We start from the raw sequence: 21,129 nt of genomic DNA on the forward strand, positions 1-21,129 counted from the left end.
ACAAAGCTTGGCGAGACGCCCAATAGTTGATTAATGAGACGTGAACGCGCTCGTTCTCGCCGCGGTGCACTCCGGGTGGCACGAACCGGCCGGCCTCGGCCGGTCGCAGCCGGGTGCCGGGGCTCAGTCCGGACCTCGGGGCGGGGGCGGTGCGGGCTCATGGGATCATGGATGCCGCCTGAATACCCTTCGTGACCAGGAGCCCAGTGCCCAGCTTCGCCGATACCACGTTTACCGATCCGTCGCAAATTCGGAACTTCTGCATCATCGCGCACATCGACCACGGGAAATCGACCCTGGCCGATCGCATGCTGCAGCTCACCGGAGTTGTCGAGGAACGGGCGATGCGCGCGCAGTACCTGGACCGGATGGATATCGAGCGTGAGCGCGGTATCACCATCAAGGCCCAGAACGTGCGGCTGCCCTGGTCCGTCGACGGTTCGGACTATGTCCTGCACCTGATCGACACGCCCGGTCACGTGGACTTCACCTACGAGGTCTCCCGGGCGCTGGAGGCGTGCGAGGGCGCGATCCTGCTGGTCGACGCCGCGCAGGGCATCGAGGCGCAGACGCTGGCCAACCTCTATCTGGCGCTGGACAAGGATCTGACGGTCATTCCGGTGCTGAACAAGATCGACCTGCCCGCCGCCGATCCGGACCGCTACGCCGCCGAACTCGCCCATATCGTCGGTTGCGAGCCCGAGGACGTGCTGCGCGTGTCCGGGAAGACCGGCGTCGGCGTCACCGAACTGCTGAACGCGGTGATCGAGCAGGTCCCGCCGCCGGTGGGCGAGGCGGACGCCCCGGCCCGCGCGATGATCTTCGACTCGGTCTACGACACCTATCGCGGCGTGGTCACCTATGTGCGTGTGGTCGACGGCAAGCTCACCCCGCGCCAGAAGATCAAGATGATGTCCACCGGCGCGACCCACGAACTGCTCGAGATCGGCATCGTCTCCCCGGAGCCCAAGCCGACGCAGGGCCTGGGCGTCGGCGAGGTGGGATACCTCATCACCGGTGTGAAGGATGTGCGGCAGTCGAAGGTCGGCGATACCGTCACCACCGCCCGCGACGGCGCGTCCGAGGCGCTGGCCGGATATCAGGACCCGCGTCCGATGGTCTACTCCGGCCTGTACCCGGTCGACGGCTCGGACTATCCGGATCTGCGCGACGCGCTGGAGAAGTTGCAGCTCAACGATGCCGCGCTGACCTATACCCCGGAAACCTCGGTGGCGCTGGGCTTCGGGTTCCGCTGCGGTTTCCTGGGCCTGCTGCACATGGAGATCACGCGCGAACGGCTACAGCGCGAATTCGGTCTGGACCTGATCTCCACCGCACCGAACGTGGTCTACCGCGTGGTGCTCGAGGACGGCACCGAGCATGTGGTGACCAACCCGTCGTACTGGCCCGAGGGCAAACTGCGGCACGTGTACGAGCCGGTGGTCAAGACCACGGTGATCGCGCCGAGCGAGTTCATCGGTTCGATCATGGAGCTGTGCCAATCCCGGCGGGGTGAACTCGGCGGAATGGACTATCTGTCGGAGACCCGTGTCGAGATGCGGTACACGCTGCCGATGGCGGAGATCATCTTCGACTTCTTCGACTCGCTCAAATCCCGCACCCGCGGCTACGCGAGCCTGGACTACGAGGAGGCCGGTGAGCAGGAGGCCGATCTGGTGAAGGTCGACATCCTGTTGCAGGGCGAGGCCGTGGACGCGTTCTCCGCGATCGTGCACCGCGACGCGGCGCAGGCATACGGCCACAAGATGACGACCAAACTGCGCGAACTCATTCCGCGGCAGCAGTTCGAGGTACCCATCCAGGCGGCCATCGGCTCGAAGGTCATTGCGCGCGAGAATATTCGGGCGATCCGCAAGGACGTGCTGGCCAAGTGCTACGGCGGCGACATCAGCCGCAAGCGCAAACTGCTGGAGAAGCAGAAGGAGGGCAAGAAGCGGATGAAGACGATCGGACGCGTCGACGTTCCGCAGGAGGCCTTCGTCGCCGCATTGTCGACCGAGGCATCGTCGGACAAGCCGAAGGGTAAATAGCCGCCGGTCGATCTCGGGGCTTTCGAATCGAACCGCGCACTGGCACCCTGGTGTGGCGCACCATGATCCGGTGTTCACCATGTCTGGAGGATGTGACAGCCGGGATATCCGGAAATATGGTGTTACCAGTTTCTCGACAGTTGGCAAGACCCGTTCGGTTCTCCGGGCCGGACACCTGAGAGCGGAGTGTGTATGACGCGTGACCTGCCCCTCGACGCAGACGCGGAGGACCCGGGCGATCACGCCGGGGACACCGCGTACCGCGTCGCGACCGGCGTCGCCCGGGTCGCCAGGGCAGGGGCGTATGTCACCGGTGGTGCGCTGGTCGCCGAGGGCAGCGACACTCCGGAGAACGGTGAATCCCACGACGCCAGCCGGATCGCGGGTTGGTCGCTGCAGGATCCGCAGCCCAATGCGCCCAGCCCGGTCATCACCTATCCGGATCCGGCTCCGGACTCGGTTCCGCCTGTCCTCGGCCACCCGGGTGCGGCCGCCGCCGACCATCCGCCGCTCGCATTCCCGAACCTCCCGCCGGGCTTCGAATTTCACGTTCGGATCGAGACCGGTCCCGCCGCCGCGGCCCAGCAGCCCGACCTGAGCAAGATTCCCGGGATGAACGGGATGCCCGGAACCGATGACAGCACACCGGGATTGAGTATGGTTCCCGGCCCCAGTGAGAGGGCCGTGCCGGGTACGGGCGAGGAGCATCTGCCCGGTACGGGCACCGTGCCCGGCCTGGGTAACGGGGTGCCGGGTCTGGGTAACGGGATCCCGGGGCTGGGCAACGGTATTCCCGGATTCGGGAATACGCCGGGTACCGGTGATTCGCCGTTCGATCTGCCGAGCGTTCCGGCGATGCCCAATGTCCCGTCGGTTCCCGAATTCCAGATCCCCAAACTGAATTCCGGTAACGCCGGTTCGAACCTCGGCCTGCCCGGCATCCATCCGGCGGCCGCGCCGATCGCCGCCGAGAATGACCAGGGCGCGACGCCCACGAGTCCGGTCCATTCGGCCGATGCCTCGATTTCCGAGGCCGGCAACGGTTTCGGGCCGATCGATCTGGGTGATGCCGCGGCCGCCGACGGGGGAACGAATTTCGGCCCGCTCGGCTCGGAAAACGATGCGCTGCACATGCTTTCCGGATTCGAAGGAGTGGGCAGCGCCCAGCTGAGCATCTACGCCGACGTTCAGGTGCACCTCGACGCACACGCCGGACTGGACGGTGTCTGGTTGAACGCCGGTGCGCAGGCCGCGGGTGGTGTCGCCGGCGGCATCGGGGAGCAGATCGACACCTACGGTCAGTGGTTGGGCGGTGGCGAGTCCGCACCGGCCGCGGCGGCGGACCCGGAGTCCGCACTCGTCCATGGCCTGGCCGGTCAGCCACACGGAATCCGTTCGGGGATAGGGATTCCCGGTTCGGATGGGCCGGGACCCACCCACGGTCCGGTGGCTCCGGGCGCGGGGATCGCGCAGTCCGGCGTGCCCGGTGCGGCGATGCCGGTGAGTTTCGCGGGCCCGGGCGTCATCGCCGCCGCGCCGGTCGTTCCGGCCACCGTCGCCCTGTCCCCGGCACTGCCCACGGCCGGACCGGTCGTCTCGGTCGTGCCCGCATCGGTCGCCGCGCCCGCGGTGGTGACCACGCCCGCGGTCGCGACCTCGGTCGCCACCGCGCCTCAGCCCGCCGTCGTGGCGATCGTGGCGCCGCCGGTTCCGCAACCGGTCGTCACGACGCCGCTGCAACCCGCGGTGCACCCGGATGCCACGGCGCACATACTGGCCGGCGCGCTGCCGGATCATCTCGGGCCGATACCGCTCGGGGCGGCCGCGGCGGTCGGGCCCGCGGCATTCCTCGGCCTGCCCAGGCCCGGTCCGGCCGCGGCGGCCACCCCCGTGCCCGGGGAGCACGGCGGGAGCACCGCGCCGACGTCCGCGCAACCCCTGACCGGGACGTTCGACCACCTACCGATCCCGCACGTGAGCATCCCGCCCCTCCCGCCCCTCCCGCAGCCGGGCAGTGTGTTCCCGCTACATCCCGAGAATCCGACGCATACGACCTACGGCCCGACATCGCCGTCGCACGCGCATGGACCGTCCGCCCAGCCCACTCCGACGGGAACGCCGTCACACAGGCACGGCAGCGACTCCTCCGGCGCCACCTCCACCATCGCGGAGCACCCGAGTCCGACCCTTACGAGCGATACGACCACCGACTCGCATCCCGGCGCGACCACGGTCGACCCGAGCACGGCCGCACAACCCGGCTCGGCCTCCGCGACCGCGCCGACCACCGTGGTGCCGAGCCACGGATCATCCACGCCTACACGGGATTCGACGCCGACGCACGATTCGACGCCGACGCACGATTCGCAGCCCAGCCACGGCCCGGCGTCCACCGATGACTCCGATCCCACTCGGCAGTCCGTACCGACGCACGATTGGACGCCGTCGCACGAGGTTCCGATGCCGTCCCGCGAACCGAGCGTGCCGACAATTCCCGGTCACGAATCTCCCGCGGTCACGGCCCCGCAGATTCCGGGCGGCCACGGTACCTCGCCCGGCGTGCACACACCGCACGCCCCGACGGTGCCGCAGATCACCATGATCCCGCACCTGCCGACGAAACCTATTGCGCAGCTGCATGATTCGAGCGCCTATCAGCCCTGGCCGGATTCCGGTCACACCGGTCTGACCGCGGTGCCCGCGGGATTGTCCGGCGGTCTGCTTCCCGGAGCCGGCGTCGATCCGGCGCACGTCCTCATCCACCCCGCCCCCGACCCGCATATCGCACTGTGACCACGGTCGATCCGGCCGCGGCCAAACATCCCGACGCGATGGCGCCGCTATTGCGGCAGATCGACGAGTTGCTGGGTCTCACGCGTGCGGCCGGACGGGCAGACCTGACCGCCCGGCTGAGCATGTCCAGGTCCCGGGTGGCCGATCCCCGAGTGCGGCTGGTCGTGGTCGGCGAACCCAAGAACGGGATGAGCACCCTGGTCAACGGCCTGGTCGGGACCGTGGTCAGCGCGACCGACAGTCCGGTCAGCGTCCCGGTGATCGCCGAGTACGGACCGCAGGCCACCGCGACGCTGGTGCGCGCGGTCGCCGGTGGCCGCACCGAACGTCAGCCGGTCGACCCGCTCAATCCGGCGGCGGCGATGTCCCTGGAGGACGTGGTCCGCGCCGAGTTCACCGATCCGAGTCCGCTGCTGGCCGAGGGGTTCGTCCTGATGGACGCGCCCGGTGCGCCCGCCGACACACCCACCACCTGGTCGTTGATCGCTGCCGCCGATGCCGTGCTGTACGTCGCGGACGCGGGGAAGGAATACACCCCGGAACAGATCGTGCTGTTGGCGCGGATCCAGCAGGTCTGCCCGACGGTGATCTGCGTGCTGAACAAGATCGACCGATATCCGGTCTGGGGTCAGGTGCAGCAGCGCAATCGCGAACTGCTGGACCAGGCGGGTCTGGGATTCGCCGTCGCGCCGATCTCCGCCGAGAAACATCTGCGGGCCGGTGCGGATCAGCGCCGGGACCTGGAATCCGGTGTGCCGCAACTGATCGAGCATCTGCGCGAGTACGTCCTGCGGCGCGCGGACGCACTGGCCCGCGAGGCCGCGGTGCGCGATATCCGCACCATCACCGACCATCTGGCGCTGGCCCTGCGCAGCGAGGCCGAGACGTTGCGGGATCCGCAGCGGTTCGCCGAGATCACCGAACAACTGCGCCAGTCACGTGCCGAGGCGGACAACCTGCGACACCGCTCGGCGAACTGGCAGATCACCCTCGCCGACGGCTGTTCGGATCTGATGGCCGATATCGAACACGATCTGCGCCACCGGCTGCGCAGCCTGGTCCGCGACGCCGAGGCCGAGATCGTCAAGGGCGATCCGGCGCGCGGCTGGAAGGAATTCGGCGCGGATCTGGACGCGCGCATCTGCGAGGCGGTGGAGGAGAACTTCGTCATCGCGCACTATCGCTCGGCGGAATTGGCCGAGGAGGTCGCGGAGAAGTTCCCCGGCACCGACTACGAGGCCGTGCTCGCCGATATGCGTCTGGAGAATCCGGCCGACGTCCTGGAGCCGGTGGCCTCCCTGGAACCGCTCGCGTCGGCGAAAATCGGTGTGATCCAGCCGATTCTGAACATCATGCGGGGTTCCTACGGCGGTCTGCTGATGGTCGGCGTGGTCCTGGCCAGCGTGTTGAACATTCCACCGGTGAACTGGTATTCGGGTGCGGCCGCGGTACTGCTGGGCGTCAACGCGCTGTGGGAGGATCGCAAACTGCGTCGCGAACGTCGTCAGGCCGAGGCCAAGACGGCCGTCGCGCGCCTGATGGACGATGTGATCTTCCAGGTCAGCAAGGAGTCACGGCACCGCCTGCGCGGCGTGCAGCGTACGCTGCGCGACCATTTCACCGAAATCGCAAGTCAGACACTGCGTTCGGTGGACGAATCCCTGCGCGCCGCGGAGGAGGCGGCAGCCGAACAGTCCGGCCCGGCCCGAGACCGCCGCCTCACCGAAATCGAATCCTCCCTGATCCGCCTCCGCGAAATCCACGGCTAGTGCGCCTTCCGTGACTTCGGCGTGCTTGCCCGCCCCACGGAGTTGCCCTTCTCCGCGTCGAAACTCGTGCGCCCACGCCGAGCGGGCACCGGGAATCATCGATCGATCCCGATAGCCGATGCCCTACAGCGCAACCGGCCGATAACTCAGCGCTTCGTCGATTACCGGCCGCACCCGATCCGACACCCCTACCCCAGATTCAGTCGAGGCGCCGGAGGGAAGACGACCGGTAGCGCCACCATCGCCCGGTGGAACGGACCAGGGCGCCAACTGATTTCACTCGGGTTTACGGCCAGGCGGATCTCCGGCAGCGCGTCGAGAAGCTGATCGATCGCGTCCTGCACCACCAGATAGGCCACCGAGCGGGCCGGGCACGCGTGCGGGCCCGCACCCCACGCCAAGTGCGAGCGATTACCGGTGCGATTGCCGCCCGCGATTTCCGGATCGCGATTGCAGGCAGCCAGACTGACCACCACCGGTTGATGGGCGGGCAGCCAGGTGTTGTCGATCAGAATCGGCTGGCGCGGATAGGTCATGCAAAAGTTCGCCAGCGGCGGATCGGTGAACAGCACCTCGTCCAGCGCATCGCGGGTGGACAGGCTTCCACCGAGGATGTCGCCACCGAAACGTTCATCGGTGATCATCAGCAGCAGCGTGTTGGAAATCAGATTCTGCTGCGGTTCGATACCCCCGCCGTAGAAGACGATCAGGTTGCGGACCATTTCCTCGTCGGTGAGGTTGGCCCGATGATGGGCCAGATGCGAGGTGACATCGTCGGCGGGTGCGGTGCGGCGCAGCTGTACCTGTTCCATCAGCGCCTGACTCATATGCTCCATACCCCACGCGGCGTTCACCGTGTCGAATATCGCCGCCATCCCGGTGGCGACGCGCCCGCCCAACTCCGCCGAGCAGCCGACCATGCGGTTCAGCACCTCGAAAGCCAACGGGAATGCGTACTGAGACACCAGATCCGCCGAACCGGATTCACAGAATTCGTTGATCAGCGGGATGGCGATCTTCTCTACCGTGGTGTGCAATTTGTGCAGGTCGACCCTGTCGAAAGCGGCCGTGAACGCCTGCCGATAGCGCAGGTGAGCACTGCCGGCACTGCGAATCACGTTCGGATACCACTCCATGATCGGACGTACCGGGCAATCTTCGGGCACGGTTCTCTCCCACGCCCGCGGGTCGGCTGGGAAATGGTCGGGATCGTTCAGGATCCGCAACGCGGTGTGATAGCCGATGACCAGCGTCGCCGGTACTCCGGGTGCCAGCTCGATCGGCACCATCGAGCCATAGCGGCGGCGCATCGCCGCATAGGCACGGTGTGGATCGGCGACGAATTCCGGTGTGTCCAGCACGATTCGGGGGCTGTCGGTGTCGAACGGGGAGCCGGTGTGCTGGACCGGGCAGCCGGGGCTGGCCGACAGGTCGGAACGTGGTGTTGTCAAAGGGGCTAACTCCAAAGAATGAACCAACAAGCGCGACAAGGGATTCACTGTTGGCCGTTAGCTAACAACGTAATCTCATGCTTCGGTCAGAATAGGGGCTGTGGCAGCCCGCCAGCTAGCGTATTCGTAAAACAGATCGTCGGTCAGGAGAGACAGAACCTGCGCGTCGATACTGTTGCCACAAGGACAACGAAATGGCTTGTCGTTCCAGCCGACGCACGCGTGTCAATGCCACTCACGCCGGCTCGACTCACCGCAACGACCGCGCGGCTACTAGCCCGCGCGGTGTGCGGGGTGGAATTCGCCTGCGCTGATGGATTGTTCGGCGCGGATGACGTGGGTGAGCGCGTTGATCAGAGCCAGGTGGGTGAACGCTTGCGGGAAGTTGCCCAGATGACGTCCGGTACGCGGGTCGATCTCCTCGGCGTACAGCTCGAGCGGGCTGGCATATCCGAGCAGCCGCTCGCACAGGTGCCGGGCCCGCTGCACCTCACCGATCTCCACCAGGGCCGAGACCAGCCAGAACGAACAGATCGTGAAGGTGCCCTCCACACCGGACAGGCCGTCGTCGGTGGTGTCGGTGCGATAGCGCAGCACCAGGCCCTGGTCGGTGAGTTCGTTGGCGATGGCCAGCACGGTTTTGTGCACCCGGGGATCGTCCGCGGGCAGGAAGCGCAGCAGCGGCACCAGCAGTAGCGAGGCGTCCAGGGTGTCGCCGCCGTAGGTCTGGGTGAAGACGCCGTCGGCGTTGACGCCGTTGTCGAGGATGTCCGTGCGGATCTCCCGGGCCAGCTCGGACCACTTCTTGGCGAAGTCGGTCTCGCCGTGCATCTCGGCGAGATGGGCGCCGCGGTCCAGCGCGACCCAGCACATCACCTTCGAAGAGGTGAAATGCTGCGGTTCGCCGCGGACCTCCCAGATTCCGCGATCGGGCTCGCGCCAGTGCTCGATCGCTCCCTGCACCTGCCTTTCCAGCATGGGCCACAGCGTTTCGGGAACCTGCTGGCGTGAACGCACGTGCAGATACACCGAATCCAGGATGGTGCCCCAGATATCGTGCTGGTCCTGGTTGTAGGCCCCGTTGCCGATGCGGACCGGCGATGCGCCGTCGTAACCGTGCAGATGGCCCAGTTCGTATTCGGTAATGGTGCGTTCGCCGCCGATGCCGTACAGCACCTGCAGCGGGAGCGTCTCGCCGTTGCCGCCGGTGGCCGCGTCGTGCAGGAAGGCGAAGAAGTCGTCGGCCTCCCGGTTCATGCCGAGGGTGTACAGACCCCACAGCGCGAAGGTGGAATCGCGCACCCAGGCGTATCGGTAGTCCCAATTGCGTTCTCCGCCAGGGGTTTCCGGTAGCGAGGTGGTTGCCGCGGCGAGTAGCGCGCCGGTCGGCGCATAGGTGAGGCCCTTGAGGGTCAGCGCGCTGCGCTGCAGATATCCGCGCCACGGGTGGTCCGGGAACTTGCCCAGCGTGATCCACTGCCGCCAGCATTCGGTGGTCGCCCACATCTTCTCCGCGGCCTCGGCGTAGCTGCGCGGGGCGGGCAGCTGGGACCAGGACAACGCGACGTAGACCTCGTCACCCTCCTTCATCCGAGTGCGGGCGCGGGCCTCGCGTCCCTCGATTCCGATGCGCAGATCGGTGGTGAGGGTCAGGCTGGTGCAGTCGGCCTCGCCCTCACAGGTCGCGGTGGCCTGCTCGTAGACGTTGCCGGTGTACTCCCAGCGGGCCGGAGCGCGGTGGTAGTCGAAGGCCGGTTCGCAGCTGACCTCCAGTTCGACCACGCCGTTCACGCATTTCACCGTGCGCAGCAACATGTGTTCGGCGTCCCAGTCCATCGGCGTGCGGCGATGGGTCCTGCTGCGCTTGTCGTTGTTGTGCCACGGGCCGAGCACCAGGGCATCGCGCACGATCAGCCAGCCGGTATCGGTCTGCCAGGTCGTCTCGACGATCATGCCGCCGGGTAGGTAGCGGCGGGCCGCGGGCACGTTCACCCCATACGGGCCGACCCGGAAATGTCCGGCGCTGCGGTCCAGCATCGCGCCGAAGACGCTGGGCGAATCCGGGCGCGGCAGGCACAGCCATTCCACCGCGCCGTTGCGGGCGATCAGGCAGTTGGTCTCGCAGTCGGACAGGAAAGCGTAGTCGTCGATGGGCGGATAGGCGGATTTGTGCGTCACACCCGCCGGGGTGGGCAGATATCCGGCGGTGAGTTGATCGTCTGCGACATCGCCGAGGGCGTCGCGGCGTACCGCGGGAGCGTCGGCGTTCATGGGGAGAGTGTCTGAGGGAACGGGCTGCGGCGGGATATCCGCATTGCTGACGTCGTCGGGTGCGTCGCTCAGCGGTTCGTCGTAGGACGTCATAAGGACATCATCGGCCCGTCACGACCGTGTCGTCCAGCGTCGCGCGCGGTCAGCGGGTGAGCAGCCAGGCGACGATCACGAGCACGATGAGGGCCAGGAGAGCCAGTTGGACCCGTGAGCGGGGCATCACACCACTTCCTTCTGCCGCGCGCCCGGGGTGTGGGACAGCGCTCGTGCTCCGTATCCCAGCGGCTGTGGCCCGTAATCCAGGGGCTGCGACCCGAATTCCAGAGCTGGTGGTCCGTAATCCACCACAGTGGGGCCGGTCTCCGTGGGGTCGGCGCGATTCTCGGCGTCGATCGGCGAAATCGGCTCCGGCCGAACCACTCGATCGCGGCCGAGCAGGCGCAGCGCCTCACGCAGTAGCCGATCGAGCAGATACGCGATGAGGAAGCTGATCGGGACCATCCCGATCAGCACCACCGCGAACTGCGGTAGGAACGGCAGGCCCGCGACCCACAGTTCGAAACCGTCCCACCAGCCAGCAATGCGATGCACAGGCTCAGCCTAGCCCGCACGCCGGCGAGACGGGAGGACGCCTCGGCCCTGGGCACGAACGCCCTGCCGCTGTCGGTTGCCCGGGGTACGCTCTCGCCCATGTCAACCGATGAGGATTTCGCTGAACTCACCCAGTTGCTCGACACCGAGGAACTCGAGGAGAGCCCCCGGCTGATCGCCACCCATTACGCCGCCCCGGACGAAGCGATCGAGATGGTGCGCGCCGCTCAGCTGCTCGGCCTGGGAGTCCGGCTGCACAACCGGCTGCGGATCGAGGAGGCCGACGAGGACGGCGAGGAGTCCGCCTCCGAGGAATGGATCCTGGATCTGCTGGAGAGCCCGCCGGAGCTGGAAGAGGACTGAGGAGACCGGCGGCTCGGCCGACCGGTGGTACCTGCTGACGTACCGATCAGCCGGTTCGCCGAGCCGCCCCCTTTCCCTGTCCCGCAGGTGGGGTAACTACCTCGCCACCGCGTTTCGCCCGCCCCGCCGGAGCGAAGCGGAGGCCGAAATTACAGCCCCAATCGTTTTCCGATCTTCGAGACCGTCTCGCCGACCTCCTGCCCCACGGTGCTCACCGCGGTCCCGACATCGCGGCCCAGGTTGCGCACGGTGCGGATCAGGGGGTCCTCCGAGGTGTCGAAACTTTCCCGGTAGGTGCGGGCGGCCTCGCGGATCTCATCGCTGATCCGGGTGTTCTTGTCCTGCTCGCGCAGTGGGTACCGGCCGTCGAGGATACGGTCGTACTCGCCGCCCGCGATCCAGCGTCGCAGTTCGGCCGCGCGCAGTACCGAGAACGGGTGTGTCTGCAGTTCGATGTTCAGCAGTTTGAGCACGCCGTCGCGCAGATCGCCGGTGCGGTCGTAATCATCGGCCTGTTGCAGGAATGCGGCATGATTCATCTCGCTCACCATCGCGCCGCCGGCCAATTTCATATGGACGCGTACCGAGGCCTCCACATCCTGTCCGCAAAGCAGCCCGGCACGGTCGCCGGAGAGTTCGGATTTGCGGCTCCACTCCATCAGCGCGGCGATGAGCGCGCGCAGCGCCCAGCCGCCGATCGGCATCCAGCCGAACGAGGACGCCAGATTCAGCAGGTGCATCAGCATGGTCCGGTAGACCGCGTGCCCGGACATCGCATGCCCGAGTTCGTGGCCGACGACAAACCGCAGCTCCTCCACGTCCAGTAGTTCGACCAGTCCGGTGGTCAACACGATGAACGGCTCGTCCATGCCGATGGTGAAGGCGTTGGCGACCGGGTCCTGCAGGACGTACAGCTCCGGTGCGACGGGCGCGTCGAGGATGCGCACGGCATCGGCGCGCAGATCGTGCAGCGTCTTGAATTGCCGCTCGTCCACGCGGACCGCGGTCGCCAGGTACATCAGCCGGTGCTGGCGCTCACGCAACAGGCCGGACAGGGTGCGCAGTACGGTGTCGAATCCAGCGAAGGTGCGCATGGCCACCAGCGCGGTGCGATCCGCCGGATGCTCCCACGCACGCGTGCTGATACCGGGAAAGGTGCGTCGGACGCGGTCCGGAGCGGCGGATGCGGCCACCGTCCGGTCGCCTGGTGCGGGCTCGCGCGATGCGGTCACAAATACCCCCTGGAGTTCGATTGGGTCGCGGTGATTCGTCCTGTTCTGCTACAGTCTGCCCGTGTCATCGAGTGTTCTGCCGAAGGTCCGCCATGAATTGGCGTTGATCGCGGTCGGCTGCCTCGTGCTCGCGGACATCTACTGTCGCTGATAGGTCGGACACTACTGCGTGCCTACACTGGCCGCGATCGAATTTTCCAGATGTGTCCGTATTCGCCAGGCCCCTTCGGGCCTCGTCGCGGCGTTGTCGAAATCGTCTGCAGGGCAACGGAAGCGGCATCTCGATCCCACCCGCTGCGCAGGCGGGCAGGCAGGAAAGGTCCACATCCGAATGTCTCGCAGCAAGGGGCCCGGCGCCCGGAGATCGACCCCTGCCGTCGTGGTCGCGCTCGTAGTGGTACTGCTGAGCGCGTGTAGTGGCGGTACCAGCGACGTGCCCGGCAGCAAGGGCGGCAAGGGAGGCAACGGCGCGCTGACGCTGTTCGCCTATTCCACCGCCAAACCCGCCTTCGACAAGGCGGTGGCCGCGTTCAACAAGACCGCGGTCGGCGCGGGCATACAGGTGCAGCAGTCCTACGGCGCCTCGGGCGACCAGTCCCGCAAGGTCGCCGCGGGTGCCGCCGCCGATGTGGTGAACTTCTCGGTCGAACCGGACGTCACCCGCCTGGTCACCGCGGGTCTGGTCGATTCGAAGTGGAATGCCGACGCCGACAAGGGAATTCCGTTCGGCTCGGTGGTGGCGATCGTGGTCCGCAAGGGCAATCCGAAGGGCATCCACGACTGGAACGATCTGCTGAAGCCGGGAGTGCAGGTGGTGACTCCGAATCCGTTCAGCTCCGGCTCCGCGAAATGGAATCTGCTCGCCCCGTACGCGCAGGAGAGTGACGGCGGCAAGGATCCTCAGGCCGGGCTGGACTATCTGGGCAAGCTGATCACCAAGGACCACATCAAGGTGCAGCCCAAATCCGGCCGCGAGGCGACCGAGACCTTCCTGCAGGGCACCGGTGACGTGCTGATCAGCTATGAGAACGAGGCGATCCTGTCCGAGCGGGAAGGCGATGCGATCGAGTACCTGATCCCACCCGTGACGTTCAAGATCGAGAATCCGGTGGCCGTGCTCGCGAACAGCCGCAACCTCGACAAGGCCGTGGCGTTCAAGGATTTCCTCTACACCCCGGCGGGTCAGCGAGCGATCGCCGATGCCGGATTCCGCCCGGTCGATCCACAGGTCGCCGCCGAATTCGTCCATGATTTCCCGACGCCCGAAAAGAAATTGTGGACCATCGCGGACCTCGGGGGCTGGAAGAAGGTGGACAAGCAATTGTTCACGCCCGATACCGGCAGCGTGGCGACCATCTACGACAGGGCGACGAAATAGTGACCGAGATCGAAACCGCCGCGTCGGTCCGTACACCGAGCCGCAGATCATGGCTGCGGGTGACCGGATCGGTCGGCCCGCTCGGCATCGCCACGGCGGTGCTGTGGTTGAGCGTGATCGTCCTGCTTCCGTTGGCGGCGTTGGCATTTCACGCGTTCGACAACGGCTGGTCCGGGTTCTGGTCCGCGGCCACCGCACCCGCGGCGCTGGACGCGCTGAAGGTGACCATCATCCTGTCGGTGCTGGTGGCACTGCTCAACGTGGTGATGGGCACGCTCGTGGCCTGGGTGCTGGTGCGCGACGAGTTCCCGGGTAAGTCGATCGTGAACTCGCTGATCGACCTGCCGTTCGCCCTGCCCACCATCGTCGCCAGCATCGTGATGCTGGCGCTGTACGGGCCGGACAGCCCGATCGGCATCCACCTCAACGCCACCCGGCCCGGCGTCATCATCGCGCTGGCCTTCGTGACGCTGCCGTTCGTGGTCCGGGCGGTGCAGCCGGTGCTGTTGGAATCCGATCACTCGGTGGAACAGGCCGCGGTATCACTGGGTGCGAGCAACTGGACCACCTTCCGCGGTATCGTGCTGCCGTCGCTGGTCCCGGCGATCGTCTCCGGCGGGGGCCTGGCCTTCGCCCGCGCCATCGGCGAATTCGGCTCGGTGGTGTTGATCGGCGGGAACATTCCGGGACATACCCAGGTCGCCTCGCAGTACATCCAGCAGCAGATCGAGGTGGACCGGCCCGTCAGCGCGGCAGCGGTTTCCGTTGCGCTGCTGGTTATTTCGTTCGCTACGTTGCTGGTGCTGCGGCTGTTCGCCGACCGCACCGCGCGCAAGGAGCTGGCGAGCCGATGAAACTCTCACCGCTCAGCCGCATTTCGCTGCGGGTGGTCGCGCTGGTCTATCTGCTCGCACTGTTGGTGGCGCCGCTGGTGATCATCCTGTGGCGCAGTTTCGCCGAGGGGGTGGGGCAGTTCTACGACTGGATCTCCACGCCCGCCGCGATCTCCGCGTTCAACATCACGATGATCATCCTGCTGATCGTGGTTCCGCTCAACGTGTTGTTCGGCATTCTCACCGCGATCGCCCTGGTGCGCGGAAACTTCCCGGGCCGCAGCCTGCTTCAGGGCGTGGTGGATCTGCCTTTCGCGGTTTCGCCTGTGGTGGTGGGTGTTTCGCTGATCATGCTGTGGGGTGTGACCGGATGGTTGGGTGGCATAGAACATCTCGGCTTCCGGGTGATCTTCGGCCTGCCCGGAATGGTGATCGCGACGCTGTTCGTGACCCTGCCGTACGTGGTGCGCGAGGTGGAGCCGGTACTGCACGAGATCGGTGACGATCAGGAGCAGGCCGCGACGACGCTGGGCGCCTCACGCTGGCAGACGTTCTGGCGGATCACCCTGCCCGCGATCCGCTGGGGCCTGACCTACGGCATCGTGCTCACCGTCGCACGGTCCCTCGGCGAATTCGGCGCGGTGATCATGGTCTCGACGGGCCTGCCCGGCGGCGGCCAGACCTTGACGCTGCTGGTGAACGCGCGATATATGGACGACCGCAACATCTTCGGCTCCTACTGTGCGGCGACGCTGCTGATGGCCATGGGCCTGGTCACGCTGCTGTTGATGACCGTACTCGAACGCAAGCGGGGTACCGCGAAATGACGAACTCGACGACCCCCGCCGGAGGCGAGCACATGATCAGCGTTGCGAATGCGAAGAAGAGCTACGGCAGCTTCGCCGCACTCGACGATGTCAGCATCGATATTCCCGCGGGCGAGCTGACCGCCCTGCTCGGCCCCTCGGGCTCGGGCAAATCGACACTGCTGCGCTCGATCGCCGGATTGGAATCGCTGGATTCGGGCGTGGTCACCATCGCCGGGCGCGACGTCACCCGGGTGTCACCGCAGAAGCGCGATATCGGCTTCGTATTCCAGCATTACGCGGCGTTCAAACATATGACCGTGCGCGACAACGTCGCATTCGGCCTGAAGATCCGCAAACGGCCGCGCAACGAGATCGCCAAGCGGGTGGACGAGTTGCTCGGCATCGTCGGCCTGGACGGTTTCCAGCATCGGTATCCCGCGCAGCTGTCCGGCGGTCAGCGCCAACGCATGGCCCTGGCCCGCGCGCTGGCGGTCGATCCGCAGGTGCTGCTGCTGGACGAGCCGTTCGGCGCGCTGGACGCGAAAGTGCGCACCGATCTGCGGACCTGGCTGCGCCGCCTGCACGAGGAGGTGCACGTGACCACGGTGCTGGTGACGCACGACCAGGAGGAGGCCCTGGACGTCGCGGACCGGATCGCGGTGATGAACTCCGGGCGCATCGAGCAGATCGGCAGTCCCGAGGACGTCTACGACCGTCCGGCGAACGAGTTCGTCATGTCCTTCCTGGGTGCGGTGGCCAAGTTGAACGGACATCTGGTGCGTCCGCACGATATCCGGATCGGCCGTGATCCGGAGATGGCGCTGGCCTCGCACGAGGGCACGGCGGAATCGGCGGGTGTCACCCGCGCCACGGTCGAGCGGGTGGTGGTGCTCGGCTTCGAGGTGCGGCTGGAGTTGCGCAACGCCGCCACCGGTGACGTGTTCACCGCGCAGATCACCCGCGGCGACTCCGAGGCGCTGCAGTTGCGTGACGGGGAGACCGTATATGCCCGCGCGACCCGGATTCCGGAGTTGCCCGCGGGATTCTGAGTGCGGCGCCGAGCGGACTTCCGATGTGGTCCACCCGGCTCGCCGACAGCTGCGCGGGCGGTCGATCCGTACGGTTTGACCACTTCTGAACGGTATGTGCGGGAGATGTCAGGAGCGGACAACCTCTTGTCCGGTGGTTGTCAGCGCCGGGTTGCGGATGGTTGCCTGAGACTCGTTCGGATCACGATTGCGTAAACCCTGTTCGTTCGTCGACCGAGGTGGGTGTAGATGGCAGTTGGGCTCGGAGTCAGTATCGGAACGGTCAATACGGTGTGCGAAGTGGCGGGGGAGAGTGGCCGCGCCGCGCATCGGAACAAGAGGAAGAGCGTGCCCACGAAGTGGCGCACCACCCTCACGTTCGACAGCGCCGGCGTCGCACGCGTCGGCCACATTCCCAAACATGGCCGCGCGCTGGCCGAATTCGCCGATTTGAGTCAGCGTTCCACGCCTACCGCGCGGGTCGGTGACCGCACGCTCACCGCGGCGGATCTGGTGGCGACGGTCGCGCAGGGCGTGATCGCCGAAACGCTCGGCGCGGAGCCGGATGAGGATCTCGCGCTGGCGGTGACTCATCCCGTCGGTTATTCGGACGAGCAGGTCGGCGAATTGCGCGGCGCACTCGACACGGTGGGCCTCGAACGGGCCGAGTTGATCGCGGAACCGGCCGCGGCGGCGGCCTGGTTCGAGGCCACGCAGGGCCCGATCACCCCGGGACTGATGCTCGTCTACGACCTGGGTGGTTCCGGTCTGAGCGTGACCCTGGTCCGGGTCGGCGCGGGTGCGCCGGACAATCGCGTGGTCGGCACGCCGGTGCGGTCGAGCGAGTACGGCGGACGCGCCTTCGGGGCCCTGATGACCAAGCGTGCGAGCCGGCTGGCCTCGCCGCGCTCGCTCACCGGTTCCGATGCCGCGATCTCGGCTCTGCGTTCCATCCATGTGCTGCGTTCGGTGGATCTGGTCTACACCTGCCTGCGCACCGCGGATCTGACCATGGCCGATGTGGATCGGGTCCTGGTGATCGGCGGCGCTGCCCGGCCGCGCGAGGTCGCGAAGGTGCTCGGTGAAGAACTCGCCCGCACGGTGGTCGTCGCGGCTGATCCGGAGCGCACGATCGCGGAGGGTGCGGCGATCCTCGCGCAGCGGGCGGCCGAGGCGGCACACGGGACGGTCGGTCGTCGGCGGAGGGGCACGGCGTGGTCGCAGCGGCGGCTGGTGCGCGTCGCGGCGGCGGTGCTGATCGCCGGTGGCGGCGCGATGGCCGGAGTCGTGGTGCCCGAGGCCGCGGTGGCGGCCGGATCGGCCCACGCGGGGTTGGTGCCACCGGACCGATGACCTGCGACAGTTGACGTGACCCACGGTTGGTGTAACTATTGGAAACAGTTACCCAACGAGTGGAGAGGCTGTGACGATGACGTCCGTTGCCACGACGCCTGGTACCGACCACGTCGAGCCCGAGGATCCGATTGTCCGAGAGGCGCGGGAGTACGCCGCCAAGCTGACGCTGCTGTCGGAAGGTTCGGTGAACCGTCACTTCGATCCTTTCCAGGACATCGACTGGGAAAACCCCGATTTCCACCCGGATGCCGCCCCCGAGCGGTGGATTCTGCCCGTTTCCGCGGATCCGCTCGGGCGGCACCCGTGGTATCTGTCGCAGTCCCGGGAGCGGCAGATCGAGATCGGCAAGTACCGCCAGGCGAACGTCGCCAAGGTGGGTCTGCAGTTCGAGTCGATCCTGATCAGCGGGATGGTGAACCACACCTTCGCGCTGCCCAACGGCGATCCGGAGTTCCGGTACTGCACGCACGAGATGACCGAGGAACTCAATCACACCCAGATGTTCCAGGAGATGGTCAACCGGATCGGTGCGGACGTACCGGGTATGGGCCCGGTGGTGCGCAAGCTGCGGTATCTGGGCGTTCCGGTGGCCGTGCTGACTCCGAATCTGTTCTTCATGGCCGTGCTCGCCGGCGAGGAGCCGATCGATCACATCCAGAAGGCGATTCTGCGTTCGGGTGAGGAGGTGCACCCGATCATGCGCGGGGTCATGTCGATCCACGTCGCGGAGGAGGCGCGGCACATCTCCTTCGCGCACGAATTCCTCGAACACCATGTGCCGCAGGTGACACCGGCCAAGAAGTTCGTGCTCTCGCTGGCCATGCCGCTGATCATGTGGATTCTGGGCCGGTCCATCGCCACGCCGCCGAAGTCGTTTTTCCAGGAGTTCGACATTCCGAATGAGGTTCGCAAGGAGCTGTTCTACGGTTCCAAGGAGGCTCGCAAGGTTTTCAGCGACTATTTCGTCGACGTGCGGGCGCTGGCCAAGCAGATCGGCCTGATGAACCCGGTCGCCAAGGCCGTCTGGAAGCTGCTGCGCATCGACGGCCCGAGCAGCCGTTATCGCTCGGAGCCGCTGCGCGTGCTCGAGGCGAGCTGAGGGCGAGCGGACAGTGCCGTACGTCGTCACCCAATCCTGTTGTAGCGACGCGTCCTGCGTCTACGCATGCCCGGTCAACTGCATCCACCCCACTCCGGACGAGCCGGATTTCCTGAGTGCGGAAATGCTGTACGTGGATCCGGAGGCATGCGTGGACTGCGGGGCGTGCGCCACCGCGTGCCCGGTCGACGCCATCACCTCGACCAAGCGGCTCACTCCCGAGCAGCAGCCCTTCATCGAGATCAACGCCGATTTCTACCGGCAGGTGCGCCCGCGTCCGGTGCTGGCGCGGCCGGTGCCCGCGGCGCGGGTCGAGGGCGGGCCGCTGCGGGTGGCGATCGTCGGTTCGGGCCCGTCGGCGATGTACGCCGCCGACGAACTGCTGACCCAGCCGGATGTCTCGGTCACCGTGATCGACCGGCTGCCGGTGCCGTACGGCCTGGCTCGGTTCGGCGTCGCCCCCGATCACACCAAGACGCGTCGGGTAAGCCGGTTGTACGACGTGATGTCCGAGCAGTCCGGATTCGGAGCCTATCTGAACCTCACTGTGGGGCAGGATATTTCGCACGAGGAACTGCTCGCGCACCATCACGCGGTGATCTACGCCGTCGGCGCCTCGACCGATCGTAAACTCGGCATTCCCGGTGAGGGCCTGCCGGGCAGCGCCTCCGCCACCGACTTCGTGGCCTGGTACAACGGCCACCCCGATCAGGCCGAGCGCGACTTCGATCTGACCCAGCGACGGGCGGTGATCGTCGGTAACGGCAATGTCGCGCTGGACGTCGCGCGGATTCTCACCGCCGATCCCGAGGCGCTGGCGCACACCGATGTGTCGCCTCGGGCATTGGAGGCGTTGCGGCACAGCAAGGTCGAAGAGGTCGTGATCGTCGCGCGGCGTGGGCCGGCCGAATCTGCCTTCACGGTACCCGAATTCGTTGGCCTGCTCGGTGCGGACGTTGACATCGTTGTGGATGGCGATGTGCCCGAACCAGTTCCGGGGATGCCGCAGAAGGTCGAGCACAAGTTGCGGATGCTGCGTGGTCTGGCCGACCGGCCGGTGAGCGACCGCAAGCGGATCGTTTTCCGCTATCTGTCCTCACCGACGGCTCTGGTCGGCACCGACCGGGTCACCGGAATCGAGCTGGCGCACAACGAACTCGCCACCGATGCCGACGGCACGGTGCGCGCGGTGCCCACGGGTCTCACCGAAACCCTCGACACCGGAATGGTTCTCGCCTCGGTCGGATACCGCGGTGTACCGCTGCCCGGCCTGCCGTTCGACGATGCGGCCGGGGTCATCCCGAATTCCGCCGGGCGGGTGCGATCGGCTCCGGGCGGCGAGATCGTCCCGCGCGTCTATGTGACCGGTTGGATCAAGCGCGGCCCGACCGGATTCATCGGTACCAACAAATCCTGCGCCCAGGAAACTGTGCGCGGTCTCGTGGCGGACTTCAACACCGGCCGCCTCCCCGAACCCGCGCACAGCGCGGGCGATTTCGATGCGCTCGTCTCCGCGCGTCGTCCGTCGGTGATCCGGGGCGGTGCGGTGGCAGCGCGGCCCAGGCGTAAGCGCCGTCTGTTCGCGCGGGCCTGACTATCGGTGCTTCGGTGATGCGTGTTCTCACCGAAGTCGGTGCATTGCCGGACGTGTCCGAGCTGATGCGGGGAACGCGCGCTGCCGGATCGATGGTGCGCCGTGGCGGGATCGCTCGACCGCGGTTGTCCGGCATCATGTCTGGACGTCGCGGGAGCGGAACACAGTGAGCGGTCGGGTGGTTGTTCCGTTCGGTGTGGGCAGAGGTCGATTCGCGCCTCCCGGGTGACTCGGCCTCTGCCCACACCGACGCGGCCGTCCGTGAAATGCGCTGTCCTGTCGGGGCGACGAATGCCATTGTCCGAGACCGACTGCCGGATACCGGCCGGTCCGTCCGGAAGGTCGTTCTGTCCGAAATGTTCGCCGTTCTTCGGTGGCAACTATTCAGCCATTCCACATAGATCGATCGAATGATGGTGCCTGAAAGCTGTTGCGACACATCCGCAGCGCACCGGTTGGTTTGTGTCGCTAGTTACTGAAAGGTAGCTGGTTTTTCCGGCTGATTGGGCGT

16 protein-coding genes are annotated in these 21,129 nt (G+C 66.7%); 12 read left to right on the forward strand and 4 right to left on the reverse strand.

Going from position 1 to position 21,129, the window contains the following annotated elements:
- The first annotated feature begins 191 nt into the window (after positions 1 to 191).
- The 3 genes from lepA (at position 192) to NV1_RS14370 (ending at position 6,613) form a co-directional block, all read left to right on the forward strand.
- Positions 192 to 2,051, forward strand: coding sequence for a translation elongation factor 4 (lepA, locus tag NV1_RS14360; RefSeq protein ID WP_373864613.1), 1,860 nt, complete (start codon positions 192 to 194; stop codon positions 2,049 to 2,051).
- A gap of 192 nt (positions 2,052 to 2,243) precedes the next feature.
- Positions 2,244 to 4,844, forward strand: a complete 2,601-nt coding sequence (locus tag NV1_RS14365) for a hypothetical protein (RefSeq protein WP_067890909.1) — start codon at positions 2,244 to 2,246, stop codon at positions 4,842 to 4,844.
- Positions 4,841 to 6,613, forward strand: coding sequence for a P-loop NTPase family protein (locus NV1_RS14370; RefSeq protein WP_245713718.1), 1,773 nt, complete (start codon positions 4,841 to 4,843; stop codon positions 6,611 to 6,613). Before NV1_RS14365 ends, NV1_RS14370 begins: the two co-directional genes overlap by 4 nt.
- A 188-nt stretch (positions 6,614 to 6,801) precedes the next feature.
- Here the strand turns inward: NV1_RS14370 and NV1_RS14375 are convergent, their stop codons facing one another.
- The 3 genes from NV1_RS14375 to NV1_RS14385 form a co-directional block, all read right to left on the reverse strand.
- Positions 6,802 to 8,064, reverse strand: a complete 1,263-nt coding sequence (locus tag NV1_RS14375; protein WP_084525369.1) for a cytochrome P450 family protein — start codon at positions 8,062 to 8,064, stop codon at positions 6,802 to 6,804.
- 273 nt (positions 8,065 to 8,337) lie between these two features.
- Positions 8,338 to 10,335 carry a glycoside hydrolase family 15 protein gene (locus NV1_RS14380; protein WP_067891861.1) on the reverse strand — a complete coding sequence of 666 codons (1,998 nt, stop codon included), beginning with the start codon at positions 10,333 to 10,335 and terminating at the stop codon, positions 8,338 to 8,340.
- Between the two features lie 219 nt (positions 10,336 to 10,554).
- Positions 10,555 to 10,926, reverse strand: a complete 372-nt coding sequence (locus tag NV1_RS14385; RefSeq protein WP_067890912.1) for a hypothetical protein — start codon at positions 10,924 to 10,926, stop codon at positions 10,555 to 10,557.
- Between the two features lie 99 nt (positions 10,927 to 11,025).
- Here NV1_RS14385 and NV1_RS14390 point away from each other — a divergent pair, with 99 nt between their 5' ends.
- Positions 11,026 to 11,289 (forward strand): hypothetical protein, encoded by a 264-nt coding sequence (locus NV1_RS14390; RefSeq protein WP_067890915.1) that lies wholly within the window; start codon positions 11,026 to 11,028, stop codon positions 11,287 to 11,289.
- 149 nt (positions 11,290 to 11,438) lie between these two features.
- Here NV1_RS14390 and NV1_RS14395 read toward each other — a convergent pair whose 3' ends face one another.
- Entirely contained in the window at positions 11,439 to 12,521 is a 1,083-nt protein-coding gene (locus NV1_RS14395; RefSeq protein ID WP_245713720.1) for a M48 family metallopeptidase, read from the reverse strand.
- Between the two features lie 61 nt (positions 12,522 to 12,582).
- On the opposite strand from NV1_RS14395, the gene NV1_RS46795 reads away from it, so the two are divergent.
- The 8 genes from NV1_RS46795 (at position 12,583) to NV1_RS14430 (ending at position 20,618) form a co-directional block, all read left to right on the forward strand.
- Positions 12,583 to 12,672, forward strand: a complete 90-nt coding sequence (locus tag NV1_RS46795; RefSeq protein WP_373864614.1) for an Ms4533A family Cys-rich leader peptide — start codon at positions 12,583 to 12,585, stop codon at positions 12,670 to 12,672.
- A 180-nt stretch (positions 12,673 to 12,852) separates the two neighbouring features.
- Positions 12,853 to 13,899: a sulfate ABC transporter substrate-binding protein gene (locus tag NV1_RS14400; RefSeq protein ID WP_067890918.1), complete on the forward strand. Its 1,047-nt coding sequence runs from the start codon at positions 12,853 to 12,855 to the stop codon at positions 13,897 to 13,899.
- Positions 13,899 to 14,753 (forward strand): sulfate ABC transporter permease subunit CysT, encoded by an 855-nt coding sequence (gene cysT / locus NV1_RS14405; RefSeq protein WP_373864615.1) that lies wholly within the window; start codon positions 13,899 to 13,901, stop codon positions 14,751 to 14,753. Before NV1_RS14400 ends, cysT begins: the two co-directional genes overlap by 1 nt.
- Entirely contained in the window at positions 14,750 to 15,559 is an 810-nt protein-coding gene (cysW, locus tag NV1_RS14410) for a sulfate ABC transporter permease subunit CysW (protein WP_067890921.1), read from the forward strand. The genes cysT and cysW overlap by 4 nt, the downstream gene beginning before the upstream one ends.
- A gap of 32 nt (positions 15,560 to 15,591) precedes the next feature.
- Entirely contained in the window at positions 15,592 to 16,590 is a 999-nt protein-coding gene (locus NV1_RS14415; RefSeq protein ID WP_067891873.1) for a sulfate/molybdate ABC transporter ATP-binding protein, read from the forward strand.
- Between the two features lie 327 nt (positions 16,591 to 16,917).
- Positions 16,918 to 17,922 (forward strand): Hsp70 family protein, encoded by a 1,005-nt coding sequence (locus NV1_RS14420; protein ID WP_067890925.1) that lies wholly within the window; start codon positions 16,918 to 16,920, stop codon positions 17,920 to 17,922.
- A gap of 76 nt (positions 17,923 to 17,998) precedes the next feature.
- Positions 17,999 to 19,024, forward strand: coding sequence for an AurF N-oxygenase family protein (locus NV1_RS14425; RefSeq protein WP_084525370.1), 1,026 nt, complete (start codon positions 17,999 to 18,001; stop codon positions 19,022 to 19,024).
- Between the two features lie 13 nt (positions 19,025 to 19,037).
- Positions 19,038 to 20,618, forward strand: coding sequence for an FAD-dependent oxidoreductase (locus NV1_RS14430; RefSeq protein ID WP_067890928.1), 1,581 nt, complete (start codon positions 19,038 to 19,040; stop codon positions 20,616 to 20,618).
- Positions 20,619 to 21,129: the final 511 nt, after the last annotated feature.

It is taken from the genome of Nocardia vaccinii NBRC 15922 (genome assembly GCF_001613305.1).
Taxonomy (GTDB): Bacteria; Actinomycetota; Actinomycetes; order Mycobacteriales; family Mycobacteriaceae; genus Nocardia; species Nocardia vaccinii.

Excerpts from the sequence above, each read along its gene's own strand:
- NV1_RS14365 (WP_067890909.1), top strand. The coding sequence starts at position 2,244 with ATGACGCGTGACCTGCCCCTCGACGCAGACGCGGAGGACCCGGGCGAT.
- NV1_RS14380 (WP_067891861.1), bottom strand. The coding sequence starts at position 10,335 with ATGAACGCCGACGCTCCCGCGGTACGCCGCGACGCCCTCGGCGATGTC.
- NV1_RS14390 (WP_067890915.1), top strand. The coding sequence starts at position 11,026 with ATGTCAACCGATGAGGATTTCGCTGAACTCACCCAGTTGCTCGACACC.
- NV1_RS14400 (WP_067890918.1), top strand. The coding sequence starts at position 12,853 with ATGTCTCGCAGCAAGGGGCCCGGCGCCCGGAGATCGACCCCTGCCGTC.
- cysW (WP_067890921.1), top strand. The coding sequence starts at position 14,750 with ATGAAACTCTCACCGCTCAGCCGCATTTCGCTGCGGGTGGTCGCGCTG.
- NV1_RS14415 (WP_067891873.1), top strand. The coding sequence starts at position 15,592 with ATGATCAGCGTTGCGAATGCGAAGAAGAGCTACGGCAGCTTCGCCGCA.
- NV1_RS14425 (WP_084525370.1), top strand. The coding sequence starts at position 17,999 with ATGACGTCCGTTGCCACGACGCCTGGTACCGACCACGTCGAGCCCGAG.